Source organism: Corallococcus macrosporus DSM 14697, from assembly GCF_002305895.1.
Taxonomy (GTDB): domain Bacteria; phylum Myxococcota; class Myxococcia; order Myxococcales; family Myxococcaceae; genus Myxococcus; species Myxococcus macrosporus.
Map to the genome: position 1 here is coordinate 7,305,266 of NZ_CP022203.1, position 21,766 is coordinate 7,327,031.

At 71.8% G+C, this 21,766-nt stretch carries 15 protein-coding genes and 1 pseudogene; 14 read left to right on the forward strand and 2 right to left on the reverse strand.

The window, feature by feature from the left end; all coding sequences use genetic code 11:
* The first annotated feature begins 192 nt into the window (after positions 1 to 192).
* The 10 genes and pseudogenes from aroF to MYMAC_RS29495 all read left to right on the forward strand — a co-directional run bounded on the left by aroF (position 193) and on the right by MYMAC_RS29495 (position 13,601).
* Complete coding sequence (gene aroF, locus MYMAC_RS29450) at positions 193 to 1,218, forward strand: 3-deoxy-7-phosphoheptulonate synthase (RefSeq protein ID WP_013938247.1); 1,026 nt, start codon at positions 193 to 195, stop codon at positions 1,216 to 1,218.
* 3 nt (positions 1,219 to 1,221) lie between these two features.
* Positions 1,222 to 2,238, forward strand: a complete 1,017-nt coding sequence (gene trpD / locus MYMAC_RS29455) for an anthranilate phosphoribosyltransferase (RefSeq protein ID WP_095960486.1) — start codon at positions 1,222 to 1,224, stop codon at positions 2,236 to 2,238.
* A pseudogene (locus tag MYMAC_RS29460) lies at positions 2,235 to 3,040 on the forward strand (indole-3-glycerol phosphate synthase TrpC). The gene trpD and the pseudogene MYMAC_RS29460 overlap by 4 nt, the downstream one beginning before the upstream one ends.
* Entirely contained in the window at positions 3,037 to 3,675 is a 639-nt protein-coding gene (locus tag MYMAC_RS29465) for a phosphoribosylanthranilate isomerase (RefSeq protein ID WP_095960487.1), read from the forward strand. The pseudogene MYMAC_RS29460 and the gene MYMAC_RS29465 overlap by 4 nt, the downstream one beginning before the upstream one ends.
* Before the next feature lie 5 nt (positions 3,676 to 3,680).
* Positions 3,681 to 4,886 (forward strand): tryptophan synthase subunit beta, encoded by a 1,206-nt coding sequence (gene trpB, locus MYMAC_RS29470; RefSeq protein WP_095960488.1) that lies wholly within the window; start codon positions 3,681 to 3,683, stop codon positions 4,884 to 4,886.
* The gene (trpA, locus tag MYMAC_RS29475; RefSeq protein ID WP_095960489.1) at positions 4,883 to 5,674 is read left to right on the forward strand and encodes a tryptophan synthase subunit alpha; all 792 of its coding nucleotides are present in this window, start codon (positions 4,883 to 4,885) and stop codon (positions 5,672 to 5,674) included. The genes trpB and trpA overlap by 4 nt, the downstream gene beginning before the upstream one ends.
* A 130-nt stretch (positions 5,675 to 5,804) precedes the next feature.
* Complete coding sequence (locus MYMAC_RS29480) at positions 5,805 to 10,325, forward strand: CARDB domain-containing protein (protein WP_204817013.1); 4,521 nt, start codon at positions 5,805 to 5,807, stop codon at positions 10,323 to 10,325.
* 367 nt (positions 10,326 to 10,692) lie between these two features.
* Positions 10,693 to 12,342, forward strand: a complete 1,650-nt coding sequence (locus MYMAC_RS29485; protein WP_013938240.1) for a DUF6923 family protein — start codon at positions 10,693 to 10,695, stop codon at positions 12,340 to 12,342.
* 14 nt (positions 12,343 to 12,356) lie between these two features.
* Entirely contained in the window at positions 12,357 to 12,893 is a 537-nt protein-coding gene (locus MYMAC_RS29490; RefSeq protein ID WP_043710367.1) for a hypothetical protein, read from the forward strand.
* A gap of 102 nt (positions 12,894 to 12,995) precedes the next feature.
* Positions 12,996 to 13,601 (forward strand): histidine phosphatase family protein, encoded by a 606-nt coding sequence (locus MYMAC_RS29495; protein WP_095960490.1) that lies wholly within the window; start codon positions 12,996 to 12,998, stop codon positions 13,599 to 13,601.
* 1 nt (position 13,602) lies between these two features.
* Here the strand turns inward: MYMAC_RS29495 and MYMAC_RS29500 are convergent, their stop codons facing one another.
* Both MYMAC_RS29500 and MYMAC_RS29505 read right to left on the reverse strand, forming a co-directional pair.
* The gene (locus MYMAC_RS29500) at positions 13,603 to 14,166 is read right to left on the reverse strand and encodes an anthranilate synthase component II (RefSeq protein ID WP_095960491.1); all 564 of its coding nucleotides are present in this window, start codon (positions 14,164 to 14,166) and stop codon (positions 13,603 to 13,605) included.
* On the reverse strand, positions 14,163 to 15,656 hold the full coding sequence (locus tag MYMAC_RS29505; RefSeq protein ID WP_095960492.1) for an anthranilate synthase component I family protein: 1,494 nt from the start codon (positions 15,654 to 15,656) through the stop codon (positions 14,163 to 14,165). Before MYMAC_RS29505 ends, MYMAC_RS29500 begins: the two co-directional genes overlap by 4 nt.
* A 265-nt stretch (positions 15,657 to 15,921) precedes the next feature.
* Here MYMAC_RS29505 and MYMAC_RS29510 point away from each other — a divergent pair, with 265 nt between their 5' ends.
* The 4 genes from MYMAC_RS29510 to pdeM are packed head-to-tail and all read left to right on the forward strand — an operon-like array spanning position 15,922 to position 21,765.
* Positions 15,922 to 16,974, forward strand: coding sequence for a ligase-associated DNA damage response exonuclease (locus tag MYMAC_RS29510; protein WP_095960493.1), 1,053 nt, complete (start codon positions 15,922 to 15,924; stop codon positions 16,972 to 16,974).
* 3 nt (positions 16,975 to 16,977) lie between these two features.
* Positions 16,978 to 18,573 (forward strand): ATP-dependent DNA ligase, encoded by a 1,596-nt coding sequence (locus MYMAC_RS29515; protein WP_095960494.1) that lies wholly within the window; start codon positions 16,978 to 16,980, stop codon positions 18,571 to 18,573.
* Positions 18,560 to 21,142, forward strand: a complete 2,583-nt coding sequence (locus MYMAC_RS29520; protein WP_095960495.1) for a ligase-associated DNA damage response DEXH box helicase — start codon at positions 18,560 to 18,562, stop codon at positions 21,140 to 21,142. Before MYMAC_RS29515 ends, MYMAC_RS29520 begins: the two co-directional genes overlap by 14 nt.
* Positions 21,112 to 21,765 (forward strand): ligase-associated DNA damage response endonuclease PdeM, encoded by a 654-nt coding sequence (gene pdeM, locus MYMAC_RS29525; RefSeq protein WP_013938232.1) that lies wholly within the window; start codon positions 21,112 to 21,114, stop codon positions 21,763 to 21,765. The genes MYMAC_RS29520 and pdeM overlap by 31 nt, the downstream gene beginning before the upstream one ends.
* Position 21,766: the final 1 nt, after the last annotated feature.

A 21,766-nucleotide genomic window follows, 5' to 3' on the forward strand; every position in this document is an offset into this window, starting at 1 on the left:
AGATTCTGCTCAAGAAAAGCACTCACGCTCGCTTGATAAGCGTGGGAGGCGCAAGGGAGACTCGGAGGCGGTTGCGGGCAACAGACACTTGATGCAGAACCACCGGCTGTTGTTCGTCACCCCCGTGAAACCCGGCGCCGGATGCTCCCGGCCCACAACACCCCTTCGGAGCAAGAGAAAGCAGGTAGCCCCATGTTGATCGTGATGCGACCCGACGCGACGGCCCAGGACATCGAGCGTGTGAACGATGAAATCCGCCGTCGTGGTTGGCAACCGCACGCGATTCCAGGGGGCACTCGCACGGCGGTTGGCATCACTGGAAATCCGGGCGCGGTGGAGCCGGAGCCCTTCCGCGTGCTCCCTGGCGTCGCGGACGCCGTCGCCATCTCCCAGCCGTTCAAGCTCGTCAGCCGCGAGGTGAAGCCGGAGGACACGCAGCTTCGCGTCGGCGACCTGACGATTGGCGGCTCGGCCTTCCACGTCATCGCCGGTCCGTGCTCGGTGGAGTCGCGCGAGCAGATCCTCTCCACCGCGCACGCGGTGAAGAAGGCGGGCGCCACCATGCTGCGCGGCGGCGCGTTCAAGCCGCGCACCAGCCCCTATGAGTTCCAGGGCCTCAAGGGTGACGGGCTCGCGCTGCTGGCCGAGGCGCGCCAGGAGACGGGCCTGCTCGTCACCACCGAGGTGAAGGACACCGCCACGCTCCAGGCCGTCGCGGACGCCACGGACATCCTCCAGATTGGCGCGCGCAACATGCAGAACTTCAGCCTGCTGGAGGCGGTGGGCGAGCTGCGCAAGCCCGTGCTGCTCAAGCGCGGCATGAGCGCCACCATCAAGGAGCTGCTGATGGCGGCCGAGTACATCGTCGCCCGCGGCAACACGCAGGTCATCCTCTGCGAGCGCGGCATCCGCACGTTCGAGACGATGACGCGCAACACGCTGGACCTCAACGCGGTGCCCATGCTGAAGGCGCTGTCGCACCTGCCCGTCTTCGTGGACCCGTCGCACGGCATCGGCGTGCGCAAGGCGGTGCCGGCGATGATGCGCGCGGCGACGGCGGTGGGGGCGGACGGCATCATCGTCGAGGTGCACCCCGACCCGCCGCGCGCGAAGTCGGACGGCGCCCAGTCGCTGGACTTCTCCGAGTTCGAGAAGTCCATGAACGAGGTCCGCGCCATCGCCCAGGCGATGGGCCGCGAAGTCGTCAGGCTGGGATAGGCCATGACCCTCAAGGAAGCGCTGGGCAAGGTGGTGGGCCGGCGCGACCTCACCCGCGAGGAGATGACCCGCGTCATGGGTCTGATGCTCGCCGGGGAGGCTTCGCCTGCCCAGGTTGGCGCGCTGGCGACGGCGCTGAAGATGAAGGGTGAGACGGAGGATGAAATCCTCGGCGCGGCGGAGGCCATGCGGGCCTGCGCGGCGAAGCTGTCCCCGCGCGCGGAGGTGGTGCTGGACACCTGCGGCACGGGCGGAGACGGCGCGCACACCTTCAACATCTCCACCGCGGTGGCCTTCGTGGCCGCCGGGGCGGGGGTGACGGTGGCCAAGCACGGCAACCGCGCGGTCTCCAGCCGCTGTGGCAGCGCGGACGTGCTGGCGGCGCTGGGCGTCTCCATGGAGCGTCCGCACGAGCGCGTGGCGCGGGACATCGACGAGCACGGCGTGGGCTTCCTCTTCGCGCCCTCGCACCACGGGGCCCTGCGGCACGTGGCGCAGGCGCGGCGGGACATGGGGTTCCACAGCGTGTTCAACCTGCTGGGGCCGCTGACGAACCCGGCGGGCGCGCGCTACCAGCTCCTGGGGACCTTCGACGGCGGGCGCGTGGAGCAGACGGCGCGGGTGCTGGGCCGGCTCGGCAGCCGCCGCGCGTGGGTGGTGCACGGGCACGACGGGCTGGATGAAATCTCCCCGTGCAGCGCCACACAGGTCGCGGAGCTGCGCGAGGACGGCACGGTCCACACCTTCACGGTGTCGCCCCGGGACGCCGGGCTGGACGTGGTGCCGCGCGAGGCCATCGCGGGCGGCGACGCGGAGGAGAACGCGCAGCGGCTGCGCGCGCTGCTGGACGGCGAGCGCTCGGGGCTGCGCACGGCGGTGCTGCTCAACGCGGCGGCGGCGCTCGTCGTCGTCGGGCTGGTGACGGACCTGCGTGACGGCGTGCGCAAGGCCGAGCACGCCATCGACTCGGGCGCGGCGCGGCGCAAGCTGGCGGCGCTCATCGATGGGGCCGTGTCATGACCCTCCCTTCGAACGGCCCTGCGCCAGGAACGTTGGATCGCATCATGGCGCGCAAACGCCAGGAGCTCGCGGCGCGTCCGCCCATGGCGCCTCGCGTGCGCCCCGTCCACCGCGACTTCGCCCAGGGCCTGGTGACCCACCGCTCCGGGCGGCGCGTGAGCGTCATCGCGGAGGTGAAGCGCAAGAGCCCGTCAGGGGGCGCGTTCCCCCACGCCGACGTGGTGGCGGTGGCCCGGGCCTATGAGGCCGCGGGCGCCAGCGCCATCAGCGTGCTGACGGATGGGCCGGACTTCGGCGGCGCGCTGGAGGACCTCGTGGCGGTGCGGGCGGCGGTGGCGCTGCCCGTGCTGCGCAAGGACTTCCTCGTCGCCGCGCGTGAAGTGGAGGAGAGCGCGCTGTGGGGCGCCGACGCGGTGCTGCTCATCGCCGACGCGCTGGAGGACGGCGAGCTGCGGGAGATGGTCGCCACGGCGAAGGCGGTGGGCGTGGCCGCGTTGGTGGAGGCCCACACGGAGGCGCACGCCGAGCGCGCGCTGGCCGCGGGCGCGAAGCTGGTGGGCATCAACAACCGCGACCTCGCCACGCTGAAGACGGACACGGGGACGGCGCTGCGGGTGATGCCGAAGCTCCGCACCCGGGCCCGGGTGCTGGTGGCGGAGAGCGGCCTGAAAACCCCGCGGACCTGCTGGCGGCCCAGGACGCGGGCGCGGACGCGGTCCTGGTGGGCGAGTCGCTGCTCCGCGAGCCCGACCCTGGACACGCGCTGCGGCGGCTGCTCGGGCTGGAGGACGCGGCCCCATGAGCGTCCGCGTGAAGGTGTGCGGCGTCACCCGGCTGTCCGACGCGGTGGCCGCGTGGGAGGCGGGCGTGGACGCGCTGGGCCTCAACTTCTATCCGAAGTCCCCCCGCTACCTGGACCTGCCCACGGCGGCGGCCCTGGCGCGCACGCGTCCGCCGCTGGGCGCGCTGCTGGGGGTGTTCGTCAACGCGGCGCCGGACACCATCCGGGAGACGGTGCGCGCCTGCGGCCTCACGGCCGTGCAGCTCCATGGGGACGAGCCCCCGGAGGCCTGCTCGGGCTACGGGGTGCCCGTCATCAAGGCGCTGCGGGTGACGGGGCCGGAAGATGTGGCCCGGGCCCGGACGTATGTGGGCGTGGGGGACGTGAAGGGCCTGCTGCTGGACGGCGCGGCCCCGGGGTACGGCGGCGGCGGGGTGGGCTTCGACTGGTCCCTGGTCGCCGGGCTTTCGGGGAGCGGCGTGCCGGTGCTGGTGGCGGGTGGCCTCAAGCCCTCCAACGTGGCCCAGGCGGTGCGCGCGACGCGGCCCTACGGCGTGGACGTGGCCAGCGGCGTGGAGTCCGCCCCTGGCATCAAGGACGTGGAGGCGGTGCGCGCCTTCGTGCGCGCCGCGAAGTCCATCAACCTCTGGGAGTGACAGACATGAGTACGGAGACTGCCGCCGGCCGCTTCGGGCGCTACGGCGGACGCTACGTGCCGGAGACGCTGGTCCCGGCGCTGCTGGAGCTGGAGGAGGCGTATGCCGCCGCCAGCGCGGACCCGGCCTTCGGTGAGGAGGTCGCCCGGGTGCTGCGCGAGTTCGTGGGCCGGCCCACGACGCTGACGCCCGCCCGTCGCCTCACGGAGGCCTGGGGCGGAGCGGACGTGTGGCTCAAGCGCGAGGACCTGGCGCACACCGGCGCGCACAAAATCAACAACACCGTGGGGCAGGTGCTGCTCGCGAAGCGGATGGGCAAGAAGCGCATCATCGCGGAGACGGGCGCGGGCCAGCACGGCGTGGCCACCGCCACCGCGTGCGCCCTCTTCGGCCTGCCCTGCGAGGTGTACATGGGCGCGCTGGACGTGGAGCGGCAGGCGCTCAACGTCTTCCGCATGCGCGCGCTGGGCGCGGTGGTGCGGCCGGTGGAGTCCGGCTCGCGCACGCTGAAGGACGCGATGAACGAGGCCATGCGCACCTGGGTGTCGCAGGTGTCGGACACGCACTACGTCATCGGCAGCGCGGCAGGGCCGCACCCGTACCCCACGGTGGTGCGCGACTTCCAGGCCGTCATCGGCCGCGAGCTGCGCACGCAGGCCCAGGCGGCCTGGGGTGGACTGCCGGACGCCATCATCGCGTGCGTGGGCGGCGGGTCGAATGCCATTGGCGTGCTGCACCCGTTCATCGGTGACGCCAGCGTGCGGCTGGTGGGCGTGGAGGCCGGAGGCCACGGCCTGGCTTCGAAGCAGCACGGCGCGTCGCTGACGCTGGGGACGGAGGGCGTGCTGCACGGCTCGCGCTCGCTGGTGCTCCAGGACGAGGACGGCCAGATTCAGGAGGCGCACAGCATCTCCGCGGGCCTGGACTACCCGGGCGTGGGGCCAGAGCTGGCGCACCTGGCGAAGACGGGGCGCATGGAGGTCCGCACCGCCACCGACGACGAGGCGCTGGCGGCCTTCTACGAGGTGGCGCGCCTGGAGGGCATCCTCCCCGCGCTGGAGACGTCCCACGCCTTCGCGCGCGGCCGGGAGCTGGCGCGCGAGCTGGGCGCGGGCAGGCACCTGGTCATCAACTGCTCGGGCCGCGGCGACAAGGACGTGGCCACGATCTCCGCGCGGGGCGTGCCTCCGCCGGTGGGGGTGAAGGCGTGAGCGGCGAGATTGCACAGGCCTTCGCGCGGGCGAAGGCGCGCGGTGAGGGCGTGCTGGTGGCCTACGCCATGGCGGGCGACCCGGACCTGCCTCGCTCGGTGGACGTGTTCGCCGCGCTGGTGGAGGGCGGCGCGGACATCCTGGAGCTGGGCGTGGCGTTCAGCGACCCCATCGCGGACGGCCCCGTCATCCAGGGCGCGGCGGAGCGGGCGCTCAAGGCCGGCTCCACGCTCAAGCGCGTGCTGGACGAGGTGGTGCCGGCGGTGCGCCAGCGCTGCCCCCAGACGCCGCTGGTCATCATGACGTACGTCAACGTCATCATGGCCATGGGCGAGGCGCGCTACGCGAAGCTCGCGCGGGAGCGGGGCGTGTCAGGAACCATCCTCCCTGACTTGCCGCCCGAGGAGAGCGCGGCCCTGCGCGCCACCTTCGACGCGGAGGGGATGGACTTGATTCCGCTGTGCGCGCCCACCACGCCCCCGGCGCGGGCGCAGGCCATCGCGAAGGACGGACGTGGCTTCGTCTATTGCGTCTCCGTGTCGGGCGTGACGGGCATGCGCGCGGAGCTGCCGCCCGACCTGTCACAGCGGCTGGACCTGGTGCGCAAGGCCGCGTCCGTGCCCATCGTCGCGGGCTTTGGCATTTCCACCGAGGAGCAGGCGCGAACGCTGTCTGCCCATGCGGACGGCGTCGTCGTGGGCAGCGCGTTGGTGCGCGCCGCGCACACAGAAGGCCCCGCGGCGGCGAAGGCGCTGTGTGCCGACATCAAGCGCGGGCTGCGACGTTGAGGTGACGGGCGCGAAAATCCGCCCAAATCGATTTTCCGGAATTATTCCACTTCCCTAAAAGGCCTCTGGACCTCCGAGACAGCCCGCATGGCGCGGGCCCCCAGCTCGGAGGCATCCGTCCGGAGGCGATATGCGATTACGGCGAAGGCCGTGTTGGAGCGGTACGGCCCTGCTGACAGCGGGGTTGATGGTGGGCTGCGGGGGCGGTGCGGACCCCACCCAGGTGAAGGGCCAGGCCAAGAGCCTGGACGTGGGCCCGGACCTGGTGGTTCGCGAAATCAGCGGCCCCGCCAGCCTGCGCCCCGGGGAGCCCTTCACGGCCACCGTGCGCGTCTGCAATGAGGGGACGACGCCCGCGCAGCCCTCCGGGGGGCCCATCCTGCTGGACTTGTACCTGTCCATGGATGACGCGCTGTCCTGGCCCACGCCCGGCGCGCCGCCGCCCCTGGACCAGACGCTGCTGGGCACCCTGGAAGTGGGCTGGCCCGCCCCCGGGCACTGCACGGCGCGCGCCTTCTCCGCGCAGGCCGAGCTGCCGCCCGCCGCGCAGCAGGACGGCACCTTCTACCTGGGCGCCATCGTCGACGCGCAGCACGCGCTGACCGAGCTGCGGGAGGCCAACAACACCGGCGTCCGGGCGCTGGGCGTGGGCTTCCTGCCGGACCTGGTCGTCACGGACGTCAGCGGCCCCGCGAGCGTGCTCCACGGGACCTCGTTCACCACCAAGGTCACGGTGTGCAACCAGGGCACGCAGTCGTCCCCCAACGGCGACGTGGACGTCTATCTCTCCACGGCTGACAGCCTGTCCGTGCCCGCGCCCGGCGCGCCGCCGCCCCTGGACCAGGCCTGGGTGGGCAGCACGGACGTGCCGCCGCTGGCCATCGGGCAGTGCGTCACCCGTCATGTCCCCTCCGCCGCCACGCCGCCTCCCGGCAGCGCGCCCGAGCAGCCGCTCTACCTGGGCGCCATCGTCGACAGCGGCCAGAACGAGAGCGAGCTGAACGAAGGCAACAACGCGCGCGTCGGCGGCCCCATTGGCCTGGGTGACGGGCCCGACCTCGTCATCACCTCGGTGCAGGCGCCTCCCAACGCCGAGCTGGGCTCGGACTTCACCGCCACCGTGAGGGTCTGCAACCAGGGGACGCAGCCCGCGCCGACCTCCCAGGTGGAGCTGCACTTCTCCGCGGACGGCGACATCTCCCTGCCTGGCCCGGGTGGCTTGCCCCCGGACCAGCTGCGGGTCGGGATGACGGACGTGCCGCCGTTGAGCCCGGGCGACTGCGCCGCGCGCGCCGTTCAGGCCACCGCCGACCCTGTCCCGAGCATTCCGCAGCCCGGCCCCGTGACGCTGGCCGCCATCGTCGATGCCCAACAGCAGATGCCGGAGCTGCGCGAGGACAACAACGTCTTCGTCGGCGGCGACATCGGCCTGGGCCTCGGGCCAGACCTCGTGGTCACCGCCCTGAGCGCGCCCGCCAGCGTGCGCGCCTGGGAGTCCTTCATGACCACCGTGACGGTCTGCAATCAGGGAACGGCGACAGCGAGCCACGCCGAGCTCGGACTGTACCTCTCCATGGCGCCGACGCTGGACGCCCCGGCCGTGAATGGCCCCCTCCTGGGCGTCCAGAGCCCGCTGGGCTGGCTGAGCGTCCCCCCGCTGGCGCCGGAGCAGTGCCTCACCCAGGACGTCATGGCCTCGGCGATGCGCCCGGAGGACGCGCCACCCCAGCGGACGTCCTTCTACCTGGGCGCCTTCATCGACACCCATTTGGATGTGCAGGAGCTGCGCGAGGACAACAACGCCTTCGTCCACGGCCTCGTCGGCGTGGGTGAGCTCCCGGACCTCGTCGTCACCGCGCTGCGGGGCCCCGCCAGCGTGGAGAACGGCCCCTTCACCGTCACCGCCCGGGTCTGCAACCAGGGCACCCAGCCCGCGAGCCCCACCGACGTGGTGCTCTTCCTCTCCACCCATGACACCTTGAGTCCCCCCATCCCCGGGAGCCCGTACCCGTACCCGGACCCATCGACGCAGGTGCCCATTGGAGGGCTCCCCGTCCCTCCGTTGGGGGCCAACACGTGCGTCACGCTGCACAACACCGCGTCCGTCCATGTCCCGGGGATGCCGGAGCACACGCGCTTCTTCCTGGGCGGCGTCATCGACGCGGCGGACTCGGTCGACGAGCTGCGCGACGACAACAACGCCTTCGTCGGCGGCGCCATGGGCGTGGGCCACGGGCCCGACCTGGTCATCACCGCCGTCACCCCCCCCGCGAACGTACGGAAGTATGACGACTTCATCGCCACCGTGCGCGTGTGCAACCAGGGCACCCAGCCGTCCAGCGTCACCCAGGCGGAGCTGTACCTCTCCACTGAAAACCACCTGCGCATGCCGGACTGGAACACCCCGGGCTCGCCCTTCCCCTGGAGCCAGTCCCCCATCGGCGGCGTGAGTGTGCCGCCGCTGTCTCCAGGCCACTGCCTCAACCTGCAAGCGCAGGCGCACGCGCACCCGCCCCCCGACGTGCCGCCGAACGCGGCCGTCTACGTGGGCGCCATCATCGACACGTATCAAGGCGAGACGGAGCTGCGCGAGGACAACAACATCTTCGTCAGCGGCCTCATCGGCGTGGGCGACGGCCCCGACCTGGTCATCACCGCCATCACCGCGCCGCCGAGCGTGATGGAGAACGACGAGTTCACCGCCACCATCACGCTCTGCAATCAAGGCACCGCGCCCTCCTTCTACACGGAGGTGGAGCTGTACCTCTCCACGCAGGCCCACGTCGCCATGCCGCAGGTGAATGGCCCCGGCCCGATATTCCCCGACACGCAGCGGCCCATTGGCGGAGTGAGCGTGTCACACCTGGCCGAGGGGCAATGCGAGACTCACGCTTTCATGGCGTGGGGAGGCCGTCCCTACGTGGCGACGCCGGGCCAGCCGCTCTACGTGGGCGCCTCCGTCGATGGGTGGAAGAACGTCGAGGAGCTGCGGGAGGACAACAACACCTTCGTCAGTGGCCGCATCGGCGTGGGCAACGGCCCCGACCTGGTCGTCACCGAGGTGCAGGCGCCCCCCAGCGTGCTGGACAATGACACCTTCACCGCCACCGTGACTGTCTGCAACCAGGGCACGAACATGTCGGGCAGCACGCACGCCGAGCTGCACTTCGCCTCGGAGCCCGTGCTGGCCATGCCGAGCGCCAATCCTCCAGGCCCACCCTTCCCGCCAACCCAGGTTGGCGTCGGAGGGATGAGCGTACCGCCCCTCCCCGCCGGCAGGTGCTTCACCGGCGACGTGACGGCCACCGCGCAGCGTCCCCCCGGAGCGCAGCCCGGCACGACGCTCTACGTGGGAGCCCTTGTCGACGGCCCCCAGTACGAGCCGGAGCTGCGCGAGGACAACAACACCTTCGTCAGCGGCCTCATCGGCGTGGGCCATGGCTCAGACCTGGTCGTCACCGACGTCACCGCGCCGGCGAGCGTGTACGAGAACGACAGCTTCACCGCCACCGTCACTGTCTGCAACCAGGGCACCTCCTCCTCCATGGATGCGCCGCTGGAGGTCCACCTCTCCACGGAGGCCACGTTGACCCCGTACCCATTGGACCACCCAGGCGGGCCGCTGCCGGACAGCCAGGTCCGCGTGGGATACCAGAACGTCCCCCCGTTGGACGCCAATGACTGCATCACCTTGAGCGTCCCCGCCCAGGGGCAGCGGCCCGTCGCGTCTCAGCCCGACCAGGCCCTCTACCTGGGCGCGCTCATCATCCCGTCGAGGAGCTGGCATGAAGCCGAGCTGCGCGAGGACAACAACACCTTCGTGAGCGGCCTCATCGGTGTGGGCCATGGCGCGGACCTCGTCGTCACCGCCATCACCGCGCCGCCGAGCGTGGAGGAGCACGAAGACTTCACCGCCACCCTCACCGTCTGCAACCAGGGCACAGTGTCCTCCTCCTACACGGAGCTGGCGCTGTACCTCTCCACGCGGCCCCACCTCGTCGTCCAGGAGGGACAGGGCCCGGATCCGCAATCTTCGGACTCGCAGCGCTTCGTGGGCGGTTGGAACGCGCAGCCGCTCGCGCCGGGGCAGTGCGTCACCAGCCCCGTCATGGCCTGGGCCGCCCGTCCCTACGCGGCGGAGCCGGGCCAGCCCCTCTACCTGGGCGCAGCCATCGACCAGTATGACTCCGAGCCCGAGCTGCGCGAGGACAACAACACCTTCGTCAGCGGCCTCATCGGCGTGGGCAGCGACCCCGACCTGGTCGTCACGTCCATCTCCGGTCCGAGCTCGGTCAGGACGGGCAGCGCCTTCACCGCCACCGTGCGGGTGTGCAACCAGGGCACCACGTCCTCCGGCGGCGTGGACGTGGAGCTGTTCATGTCGAGCGACAGCACGCTCGACGCGCCGGGAGCGTACGGTCCGGGCCCCGTCGCCGAGGAGCAGGTGTCCATCGGCGGGGTGCAGCTCTCCGGGCTGGCCGCGGGCCAGTGCGCCACGCGCAACGTCTCCGTGGCGGCCTACACGCCCCCAGGCTCCGCGCCCACCGGGTTCTTCTACCTGGGGGCCATTGTCGACGTATGGAACGGCACGCCAGAGCTGCGCGAGGACAACAACGCCCTCGCGAACCGGCTCATCATGGTGACGCCGTAATCATCGATGGCTGAGAACAGGCCCGGCCAAACGCACCAGCGCGCGGCCGGGCCTGGTTTCGGGTTCGGACGAGCCGCCACGTCCTCCCTGAAAGAACGCCAGCCCGCCTCCTGCAATTCTTACACGAGCCCGTGAGGGGGCTCCGCCTTCGGCGCCAGCTCCACCTGCCCTCATGCACCGCTCAACAGGCAATGCCAGACATACGAAGGCCTCCAAGTCCCAGCCCCGGTCAATGACAGTCAACACCCAGGAGACCCAGGCGGGCACGCATCTCAATCCCCGAGAATAACAATACGCAAGAGAACATCTGGCACATCGACTGCAGCCCGTCCCCCGTCCCCCAGCAACCACGGACGTGGAGACACCCATGATGGAGAGGCAGTGGCGCGGGCTCCTGTTCATCGGCGCCGTCTGGGCCTCGCACGCCGGAGCCAATGACTTCCGCGCCGAGACGCGCGTGAACGGGCTCAAGCAGTACACGGTCGACGCCTACCCGGCGACGCTGCGCTTCACGCTCACCGCCAGCAACCTCGACCCGGCGCTCCCCTCCGAGTTGCTGACCGTCACCGCGCCCGTGATGAAATCCTGCGCGCTCGCGCCCTCACCACCGCTGGTGGTTCCGGAGGGCGGGCACGTCACGTATCAATGCGAAGTCGAGCTGGAGAGCCACGACGCGTGCCTCACGCTGGGGCTCCATGACGCGAACCCGCTGACCCCGAACCACGAGGTCTCCTTCACCAGCACCTTCAGCCTCGGCTGGGACATGGGGGCCAGTCAGGCGGCGACCAACGTGCTCTGCCTCCCTCAACCCAGCCTGCCCTGCGACGACACCGTCTATCTCTCCACCGCCGCGCGCACGCCGGATGGGCGGCCCGCTGCGCCCTCGCGGCTCTACATCTTCGACCCCGCCACCGGAATGCTGACGCGGCAGGGGGAGTCGGCGCTTCCCTACAACGCGCTGGCGTACAACCACTACGACAACTTCCTGTACGCCATCGCCTCGGACGGCGTCGGGGCCCCCCGCTTCATCCGCGTTGAGGCCGCGGGCTCCGCGAAAGTCATTGCCCCCCTGGACACCGCGGCCCCACGCGCGGCCATCTGGACCGCGGGCGCTGTCCTGAAAGACGGCGCCTACGTCGCCTTCGAGCACCGCACCCGCCGCCTCATCCGCGTCGACCCCAGCACCGGAGAGACGCTCTCCGAGCGCGTGGTGACCGCCCCAGACGGCTTCCAGATAGCGGACTTCGCGCTGCATCCCCGGGACGGTCAACTCTACGCCTTCAACAACGCCACCCAGCGGCTGACCGCCATCGACCCGCTCACCGGCATCGCCACGGACCACCCCGCGCCCGCGCGGATAGACGGCAGGCCCCCGGAGAACGCCGTCATGAGCGCCGCCGTCTTCACCCGTGACGGCGAGCTCTTCCTTTATGGAACCCACGGCCCGGACACCCGCAGGACCACCGGCTTCCATGCCGTGGACGTGACGACGGGAGCGCTGACCACCCTCCTCTCGAAGCAGGTCCCCCAGCTCGCGAACGGCGCGATGTGTGGCGTCTACCTCTGGGGCACACCCCTCCCGCAGCCGATGACGCGCGACCGCGGCTTCTTCGGGGCCAGCGAGAGCGCCCTCCTGGAGTGCCTGGCATATGGCCCCATCACCCTCGGCGCGCTCGGCGAAGTCTCCACCCTCCCTGGCGCCCTGGGCATCCTCTGGGCCAACCCCGCCATCGCCTCGAACCACGCGCGCCGCACCGCCGAAGCGTCTCTGAAGGTCCGGACGGCGCGCGAGGCGCTGACGGCGGTCTGCAACGAGCGCGTCTTCAACACGCGCGCGCCGGACCTGTCCGCGCTGGTGAATCCGGCCTCGGTCGAATCCGGCCGGATGGAAGCGCTGCGCCAGCGGCTGGAGCGGCACAACCATTCCGGCAAACGCACCGCCATCCCACTGCGAAAGCGCATCTTCGCGGTGGACCCGCTGCGGGCGATGGAGCGCGCCGAGGAACCCCGGTTCTGAAGGAGGACGCGGTCATGAAGAGTCCATCCCAATCCAGGTGGAGGTGGCTCCCCGGCCTGCTCGTGGCGCTGGGCACGAGCGCCTGCGATACCAGCGAGGATGACTTGAGGCGCGCGCTGGGGGACCCCGTGCTGGACGCCTTTGAAATCCGCATCCGGGGCCAGGACGCGGCCCCGTACGAGAAGGTCCTGCTGGGCATGGGGCAGGTCGACGTCACGTCCTTCGGCCAGCCCGTCCGCTTCGAGCCCTCGCCGAACGCGCGCGCCATGGACCTTTCGGACACCGGGCACGCCCACCTGCTGGGGCGCTTCTTCCTGCCCCGGTACGTGAAGCACGTGGACATCACCGTGCGCTTCGACGACGTGGGCGCATTCAAGGAAGGCTCGCTGGCGGGCCTCATCAACGCCCAGGCCGGCACCATCCAGTTCACGTCCACGCGCGCCGCCCTGGAGCAGCGCTCACGCGTCGTCATCCACCTGCACCTGCAGGACAGCCTCTTCGACGGCGCGGGCGCCAGGACGCTCCTGCCGGCGGCCCACATCACCCACTGACGCCCGCCGCTCCAGCGGGACGTTGATTCAGGAGGCGACGACCCACCGCCCCACGGTGCGCCCTGGAGGACTCTTCACGCGCCTCGGGCCGCCGCTGGCAGAATGCGCGCCATGAAGACACCCGGGAAGCAGGTGGTACTCGTCCGGCACGGAGAGACGGAGTGGAGCCGCGGTGGCCGGCACACGGGGCGGACGGACATCCCGCTCCTGGAGTCCGGAAGGGAGATGGGCCGCCTGCTCGGCGCGCCGCTGAAGGCCTGGCGCTTCGACGCCGTCTACACCAGCCCGCTGAGCCGCGCGGCGGACACCTGCGCCCTGGCCGGCTACGGCGACCGCGCCCAGCCGCGCGCGGACCTCATGGAGTGGGACTACGGCGACTACGAGGGACGCACCGGCGCGGAGATTCGCGCGGAGCGGCCCGACTGGACCCTCTGGAAGAACGGCGTCCCCAACGGAGAGACGGCGGCGCAGGTGGCCGCCCGGGTGGACAGCGTCATCTCCGACGCCCTCCGCACGGACGGCGACGTGCTCATCTTCGCCCACGGGCACCTGCTCCGCGTGCTCGCGGCGCGGTGGCTGGGCCTGCCCCCGTGGGAGGGCCGGCTGTTCCTGCTGAGCACCGCGTCCATCAGCGTGCTCGGCCATGACGGCGACCGGCGCCGTCCGGCCATCGTGTCGTGGAACGACACCACGCACCTGCGCGCCTGAGCTACAGCCGCCCCTCCAGGAAGTTGCGCACCAGCGCGGGGCCTTCGGGCGTGAGCACGCTCTCCGGATGGAACTGCACGCCCACCACGGGCCGCTCGCGGTGGCGCAGCGCCATGATGAGGCCGTCCTGGCTCCACGCGGTGGCCTCCAGGTGGGCGGGCAGCGACGGCGCCTCCACGATGAGCGAGTGGTAGCGCGCCGCCGCGAAGCCCACGCGCAACCCGGTGAAGAGCCCCGTGCCGCCGTGCTGGATGTGCGCCGCCTTGCCGTGCACCGGCTCCGGCGCGCGCACCACCTTGCCGCCGAAGGCCGCGCCAATGGACTGGTGCCCCAGGCACACGCCCAGCACCGGCACGCGGGCTTGAGCGATGGCCGCCACGCTGACGCCCGCTTCGTGCGGCGTGCAGGGCCCCGGCGAAATCACCAGGTGGGACGCGCCGGAGGCCGCCACGCCCTCCGCGTCCAGCGCGTCATTGCGCACCACCTTCACCTCGGCGCCCAGCGTGAAGAGCAACTGGACCAGGTTGAAGGTGAAGGAGTCGTAGTTGTCGATGACCAGAATCACCGCCCACCTCCCTCGCGGGCCAGCCGCAGCGCGGCGGCCATGGCGCCCGCCTTGGCCTCCGTCTCATCCGCCTCCTTGGACGGCACCGAGTCCGCGACCAGGCCCGCGCCCGCGGTCCACATCGTCCGGTCTCCGTCCACGAAGAAGGTGCGCAGGGCGATGGCCACGTCCAGCGTGCCGCAGAAGGACAGGTAGCCCACCGCGCCCGAGTAGGGCCCGCGCCGCTGGACCTCCAGCTCGTCGATGATCTGCATCGCGCGAATCTTGGGCGCCCCGGACACGGTGCCCGCGGGGAAGGTGCTGGCCAGCGCGTCCAGCGCGTCGTACTTCGCGTCGAGCTTGCCGCGCACCTGCGACACGATGTGCATCACGTGGCTGTAGCGCTCGATGAGCATCATGTCCTCGACGCGCACCGAGCCCGGCGCCGCCACGCGGCCCACGTCGTTGCGGCCCAGGTCCACCAGCATGATGTGCTCGGCGCGCTCCTTCTCGTCCGCGAGCAGCTCCTTCTCCAGGGCCAGGTCCTCGGCCTCGGAGGCGCCGCGCCGCCGCGTCCCCGCGATGGGCCGCACCACCACGTCCCCGTCGCGCACCTGCACCAGCAGCTCCGGCGAGGCGCCCACCAGCGCGCGGGCCTCGCCCAGCTCCACCAGGAAGAGGTACGGCGAGGGGTTCACCCGCCGCAGCGCGCGGTAGAGCGACAAGGGCGGCGGCGCCCCCCGGGACTCGAAGCGGCGCGCGAGCACCACCTGGAAGATGTCTCCGGCGCGGATGTACTCCTGCGCCCGGGCCACCGCGGCCTCATAGCCCGCGCGGTCCCAGCACGCGGTGGGCGCCGCGTCCCCGCGCATGCGCGGCGCGGGCGCGTAGGCCTCCGGGGACAGCGGCTTCAGCAGCTTGTCCGCCATGGCCTGCGCGCGCGCCTCCGCGTCCTTCAGCGCGGCGTCCACGCTGCCGTGCAGCGACGGCCGGGCGATGGCGGTGGCCTTGAGCGTGCCGGTGCGGGTGTCGTGCGTGACGAAGTCCTCGCACACCAGCCATTCGGAGTCCGGGAAGGAGAGGTCGCTGGGGTGCCGGTCCGGCACCGTGGGCTCCAGCCACGAGAAGCAGTTGTAGCCCATGTACCCCACGAGCCCGCCCAGGAAGGGCGCCTCGCCAGGGAGCCGGGCCACGGCCAGCTCGCGCCAGAGCTGGCGCAGCACGTCCAGGGGCTTGCCCTGCCGTCGCTCCTCGCGCGCGCCACGCCACAGGGTGGCGCCGTCGCGGTCCAGGCGCACGCGCCCCGCGGGCTCCGCGCCGATGTGGCTGTAGCGGCCGAACCGCTCGCCGCCGTAGCACGACTCGAGGATGAAGCCGCGCGAACCACCGCCGAGCTTCAGGTAGGCCGACAGCGGCGTATCGAGGTCCGCCGGCAGCTCCACCGACACCGGCACCGCCTCGCCCTGCTCCGCGCGACGCCGATAGGCTGACTTCCGCTCCTGTGCATCCATTGTCTTTTGACTCACGTCCCGCCGCGCGTCACGGCAGGGGGAATGGGGTGGCCCGGCCCGGCTCCGATGCGGGGCTTCGCTGGCGGCGTTGAGGCTTCGCGGACAGCAGCAGGTCAGGCGCCATTGCGGGGGTTATCCCTCGTCCTCGAGGAGTCGTCCACGCGGTCCGATATTCCTCCGCGCCCCTTCCGCAAGCCCCCGGGCCCGCGCGTGCCAGGGGAGCAGCCCGGAGAGCACCCGCCCGGGAGACGACGTCCCACCCCGGGTGGTCCGGCTCCAAGCCCCTCGCTATCTGAATGGGACTTTGAGTGCCGCTCCTTCCTCTCCCTTGATGACGGTGACGCCTCAGGGGCTCTACTGCGTTCCGGGCGACTTCCACATCGACCCCTGGCGTCCGGTGGACCGGGCGCTCATCACCCACGCGCATGGCGACCACGCGCGCGGTGGCAGCCGCCGCTATCTGGGCGCCCGGGCAGGCAAGGGACTGCTGCACCGGAGATTGGGCGCGGACGCCACCATCGACACGCTCGACTACGGCGAGCGGTTGGACATCAACGGGGTCACCGTCAGCTTCCATCCGGCCGGCCACGTGCTGGGCAGCGCGCAGCTCCGCGTGGAGCACGGCGGGGAGACGTGGGTCGTCTCGGGCGACTACAAGCGCGCGCCGGACCCCACGTGCGCGCCCTTCGAGGTCGTCCCCTGCGACACCTTCATCACCGAGGCGACCTTCGGCCTGCCCATCTTCCGCTGGGACGCGACGGAGCAGGTGGCCGAGGACATCCTGCGCTGGTGGGACGCCAACCGCGCCCTAGGCCGCGCGGCGGTGCTGTTCTGCTACGCGCTGGGCAAGGCGCAGCGGCTGCTCGCGGAGCTGGCGAAGCTGACGGACCGCGCCGTGTTCGTCCACGGGGCCCTGCACGCGCTGGTGGACGTGTACCGCGACGCGGGCGTCCGCATGCTGCCCACGCAGCTCGTGTCGGAGGTGGAGAAGGGCACCTCGTTCGCGGGAGCGCTGGTGCTGGCGCCGCCGAGCGCCAGCGGCTCCACGTGGATGCGCCGCTTCGGTGAGTACGAGACGGGCTTCGCGTCCGGCTGGATGCGCGTGCGAGGCAACCGGCGCCGCCGGGGCTTCGACCGGGGCTTCGTGCTGTCGGACCACGCGGACTGGCCGGACCTCTTGCGCACGGTGAAGGACACCCAGGCGGAGCGCGTGCTGGTGACGCACGGCTACACGGAGCCGCTGGCCCGCTACCTGCGCGAACAGGGCGTGGACGCCGCGCCCCTGGCCACCCCATTCGAAGGCGAGGCGGAGGACTGACGCGTGCGGCGACTGGCCGACCTCTACGAGACGCTGGACCAGACCATGTCCACCAACGCCAAGGTGGAGGCGCTCGCGCGCTACTTCCAGGAGGCGCCGCCGGAGGACGCGGCGTGGGCGCTCTACTTCCTCACGGGCCAGAAGCTGAAGCGGCTGATTCCCACGAAGCTGCTGGTGGGCTGGACCCAGGAGCTGACGGGCATCCCCGGCTGGCTCTTCGAGGAGGTGTACGCCTCCACGGGCGACCTGGCGGAGGTGATTGCCCTGCTGCTGGACGCACGGGAGCGCCCGGCGCGCACCGAGGAGCTGCCCCTGTCCGTCTGGCTGGAGCAGCGCCTGCTGCCCCTGCGGCGGTTGGACGCCGCCGGGCAGCGCGAGCAGGTGGTGTCCTGGTGGCACGCCATGCCCCGGCGCGAGCTGTTCCTGCTCAACAAGATGCTCACCGGCGAGCTGCGCGTGGGCGTGTCCTCCACGCTGGTGGTCCGCGCGGTGGCGCAGGTGGCGGGGCTGCCCGCGCCCAGCGTGGCGCACCGGCTGATGGGGACGTGGACGCCCTCGGCCACCTTCTTCCGGCAGCTCGTGTCGCAGGACGTGTCGGACGGCGACAGCTCCCGGCCCTACCCCTTCTATCTCGCCTCACCGCTGGAGCAGCCCGCCGAGGACCTGGGCGAGCGGGCGGAGTGGCAGGTGGAGTGGAAGTGGGACGGCATCCGCGGCCAGCTCATCCGCCGCAAGGGCAGCGTGCACCTGTGGAGCCGGGGCGAGGAGCTCATCACCGAGCGCTTCCCCGAAATCGCCAACGCCGCGGCCTCGCTCCCCGAAGGCACGGTGCTGGACGGCGAGGTGCTGGCCCATGCGGACGGAAGGCCCCTGCCCTTCGCGCAGCTCCAGCGGCGAATCGGCCGGCAGAAGCTGACGCCCAAGGTGCTGGCCGAGGCGCCCGCGGCCTTCATGGCGTACGACGTGCTGGAGCTGGGCGGCGAGGACCTCCGGAGTCAGCCGCTGCGCGAGCGGCGCGCGAAGCTGGAGGCGCTGCTGCAAGGCATGCCGCGGCTGCCCATCTCCCCCGTCGTCCAGGCGGCCACGTGGGAGGACCTGGCCACGGCGCGAGGCGAGGCGCGCGAGCGCAACGTCGAGGGCTTCATGCTCAAGCGCCTGGCGTCGCCGTACCTCACCGGGCGCAAGCGGGGCGACTGGTGGAAGTGGAAGATCGACCCGTTCACCGTGGACGCGGTGCTGCTGTACGCACACCCGGGCCACGGCCGACGCTCGTCGCTGTACACCGACTACACCTTCGCGGTGTGGAACGGCACGGAGCTGCAACCGGTGACGAAGGCCTACTCCGGCCTGACGGACGCGGAGATTGGCCGGCTGGACCGGTGGATTCGCGCGCACACTCGAGAGAAGTACGGCCCCGTGCGCTCGGTGGAGCCCGAGCAGGTCTTCGAGCTGCACTTCGAGGGCATCCAGCCCTCGCCGCGCCACAAGTCGGGCGTCGCGCTGCGCTTCCCCCGCATCGCGCGCTGGCGGACGGACAAGAAGCCGCGGGACGCGGACACGCTCGACTCGCTCAAGGAGCTGCTCCATGCCAGCGGGTAGGCCACGCTCGCTGCGGGCGCAGATCGCGGCGGGCCGCAAGGCCCTGCTCGGCCCCCCGGAGCCGCCGGCTCCGAAGCCCACGCGCAAGCCCCGGCGTCCGCGCGCCGCGAGCGGCAAAGCACAAGCCGGTCCTGGTGAAGCGCCCCTGGAGCGGCTGCGGCGCTGGTTCCATTCGAAGGGGTGGACGCCCTACCCGTTCCAGGAGGAGGCCTGGGCCGCCCATGCGCGCGGCGAGAGCGGGCTCATCCACGTCCCCACCGGCGCGGGAAAGACCTATGCGGCCTACCTGGGCCCGCTCGCGGAGGTGGCGGCGCATGGGCAGCCCGGCCTCCAGCTCCTCTATGTGACGCCGCTGCGCGCGGTCTCCCGGGACGTGGAGAAGGCCCTGCGGGAGCCGCTGGACGTGCTGGACGCGGACATCACCGTGGAGAGCCGCACCGGCGACACGTCCTCCTCGGTGCGCCAGCGCCAGCGGGAGCAACTGCCCCAGGTGCTCATCACCACGCCGGAGTCGCTCTGCGTCCTGCTCACGCATGCGCGGGCCGCGGAGCTGTTCGCGTCGCTGCGCTCCGTCATCGTGGACGAGTGGCATGAGCTGCTCGGCTCCAAGCGCGGCTCGCAGTTGGAGCTGGCGCTGGCCCGCCTGCGCCACTTCGCGCCGGGCCTGCGCACCTGGGCCCTGTCCGCCACGCTGGCCAACCTGGACGAGGCGGCCCGCCATGCGGTGGGCACCGGCCGGACGCCCACGATTGTGAGCGCGGCGCTGGAGCGGCCCGTCATCGTGGAGACGCTGCTGCCGGCGTCCGTGGACGCGTTCCCCTGGGCGGGCCACCTGGGCGCCTCCATGCTGGCCCGCGTGGCCGCGTGGCTGGACGCGGAGCGCTCCACGCTCATCTTCACCAACACGCGCTCCCAGGCGGAGCGCTGGTTCGAGGGGCTGCGCATCGCCCGTCCGGAGTGGGAGCACCTCATCGCGCTCCACCATGGCTCCATCGACCGCGAGGAGCGCGAGCGCGTGGAGGGCGGCCTCAAGGAAGGCTCGCTGCGCGTCGTGGTGTGCACCTCGTCGTTGGACCTGGGCGTGGACTTCGGCCCGGTGGAGCGCGTGGTGCAGGTGGGCAGCCCCAAGGGGATTGGCCGGACGATGCAGCGCGCGGGCCGCGGCGCCCACCGCCCCGGCGCCACCTGCCACATCCTCTTCGTCCCCACGCACGCGCTGGAGCTGGTGGAGATGGCGGCCGCCCGGGACGCGCTCCTGCGCCGCGAGGTGGAGGCCCGCACGCCCCCGCGCAAGCCGCTGGACGTCCTGGCGCAGCACCTGGTGACGTGCGCGCTGGGCGGCGGCTTCACGTCCCATGCGCTGCGCGACGAGGTGCGCACCGCGGCGGCCTTCGCCAGCCTCACCGACGAGGAGTTCGCGTGGACGCTGTCCCTGGTCCGTGAGGGCAGCCCCACGCTGCGCGCCTACCCGGAGTTCCGCCGCGTGGTGGAGCACGAGGGCCGCTGCGTGGTCGCGGACGCGCGCGTGGCGCGCCTGCACCGGCTCAACATCGGCACCATCACCTCCGACGCGGTGGTGCAGCTCCGCTACTGGAGCGGCGGGCGCCTGGGCAGCGTGGAGGAGTCCTACGTCAGCCGCCTCAAGCCGGGTGACACCTTCATCTTCGCGGGGAAGAAGCTGGAGTTCAGCCGCATCCAGGACATGACGGCCTACGTGCGTCCCGCGAAGACGAAAGTCACGCAGACGCCGCGCTGGGGCGGCAGCCGCCTGCCCCTGTCCAGCTCGCTGGCCGCCGCCGTGCGCCGCACGCTGGACGCCGCGCGCCACGGCGACGTCACCTCGGACGAGCTGGCCGCGGCCTGGCCCGTGCTGGACGCGCAGGCCCGCCTGTCCCGCATCCCCGCGGCGGACACGGTGCTGGCGGAGACCTGCCAGACGCGGGACGGACACCACCTCTTCCTCTACCCCTTCGAGGGACGGTTGGTGCACGAGGGGCTGGCGGCGCTGCTGGCCCTGCGCCTCACCCGCCTGCGCAAGGCCACCTTCACCCTGTCGGTGAATGACTACGGCCTGGAGCTGCTCACCCCCACGCCCTTCCCCTTCGAGGAGGCGCTGCACCCCGGGCTCTTCACCCGCGAACGTCTGGAGGCGGACGTCCTGGAGAGCGTCAACGTCGGCGAGTTGTCGAAGCGCCAGTTCCGCGACATCGCGCGCATCGCCGGGCTGGTGCTCCCGGGCCTGCCCGGCGCGCGCAAGTCGTCGCGGCAGGTCCAGGCCAGCGCGTCACTGCTCCACGACGTCTTCGTGAAGTACGACCCGGACAACCTCCTGCTCGTCCAGGCCCGCCGGGAGGTGCTGGAGCAGCAGTTCGAGGAGGGGCGCCTGGCGCGGACCCTGGCGCGGCTGGAGTCCTCGCCGCTGGAGCTCCTCCCCGTCCGCCGGCCCACGCCCCTGGGCTTCCCGCTCGTCGTCGAGCGCATCAGCGCGAGCCTGTCCAGCGAGTCCCTGCTGGAGCGGGTGGAGCGCATGAAGGAACGATGGACTCGCGAAGATGCCAGGTCCGCCTAGACGGCACCCTGCTGGAGCTGCTCCCCGAGCGCGCCCTCTACTGGCCCGACACCCACACCCTGGCCGTGGCGGACCTGCATTGGGGAAAGACGGAGAGCTTCCAGCAGCACGGCATCCCCCTGCCCCAAGGCGTGCTGGAGGATGACCTGGCCCGCCTGTCCGCGGCGCTCACCGCCACCGGCGCCCGCCGCCTGCTCCTGCTGGGGGACCTCATCCACTCCCGCCAGGGCCTCACCCCCGCCCTGGTGGACCGGCTCGCCCTGTGGCGGGAGTCCCACGCGTCCGTGGCGTGCGTCCTGGTGCGGGGCAACCATGACCGGCACGTGAAGACGCTGCCCGAGCGCTGGCGCCTGGACGTGCGCGAGTCCCACGCCGACGAAGGCCCCTTCCGCTTCGCCCACCACCCGGAGCCCGCGTCAGGCCGCTACGTGTGGGCAGGTCACCTCCACCCCATGGTGCGGCTGGGCGGCAGGAGCGACACCCTGCGGCTTCCCTGCTTCCATGTGGGACGCGGCGTGGGTGTACTCCCGGCCTTCAGCGCATTCACGGGCGGAATCAATGTCTCCCGCCGCGCCGGCGATCGCCTCTTCGCCGTCGCCGGCCCCGCGGTCATCGAGGTGTAGG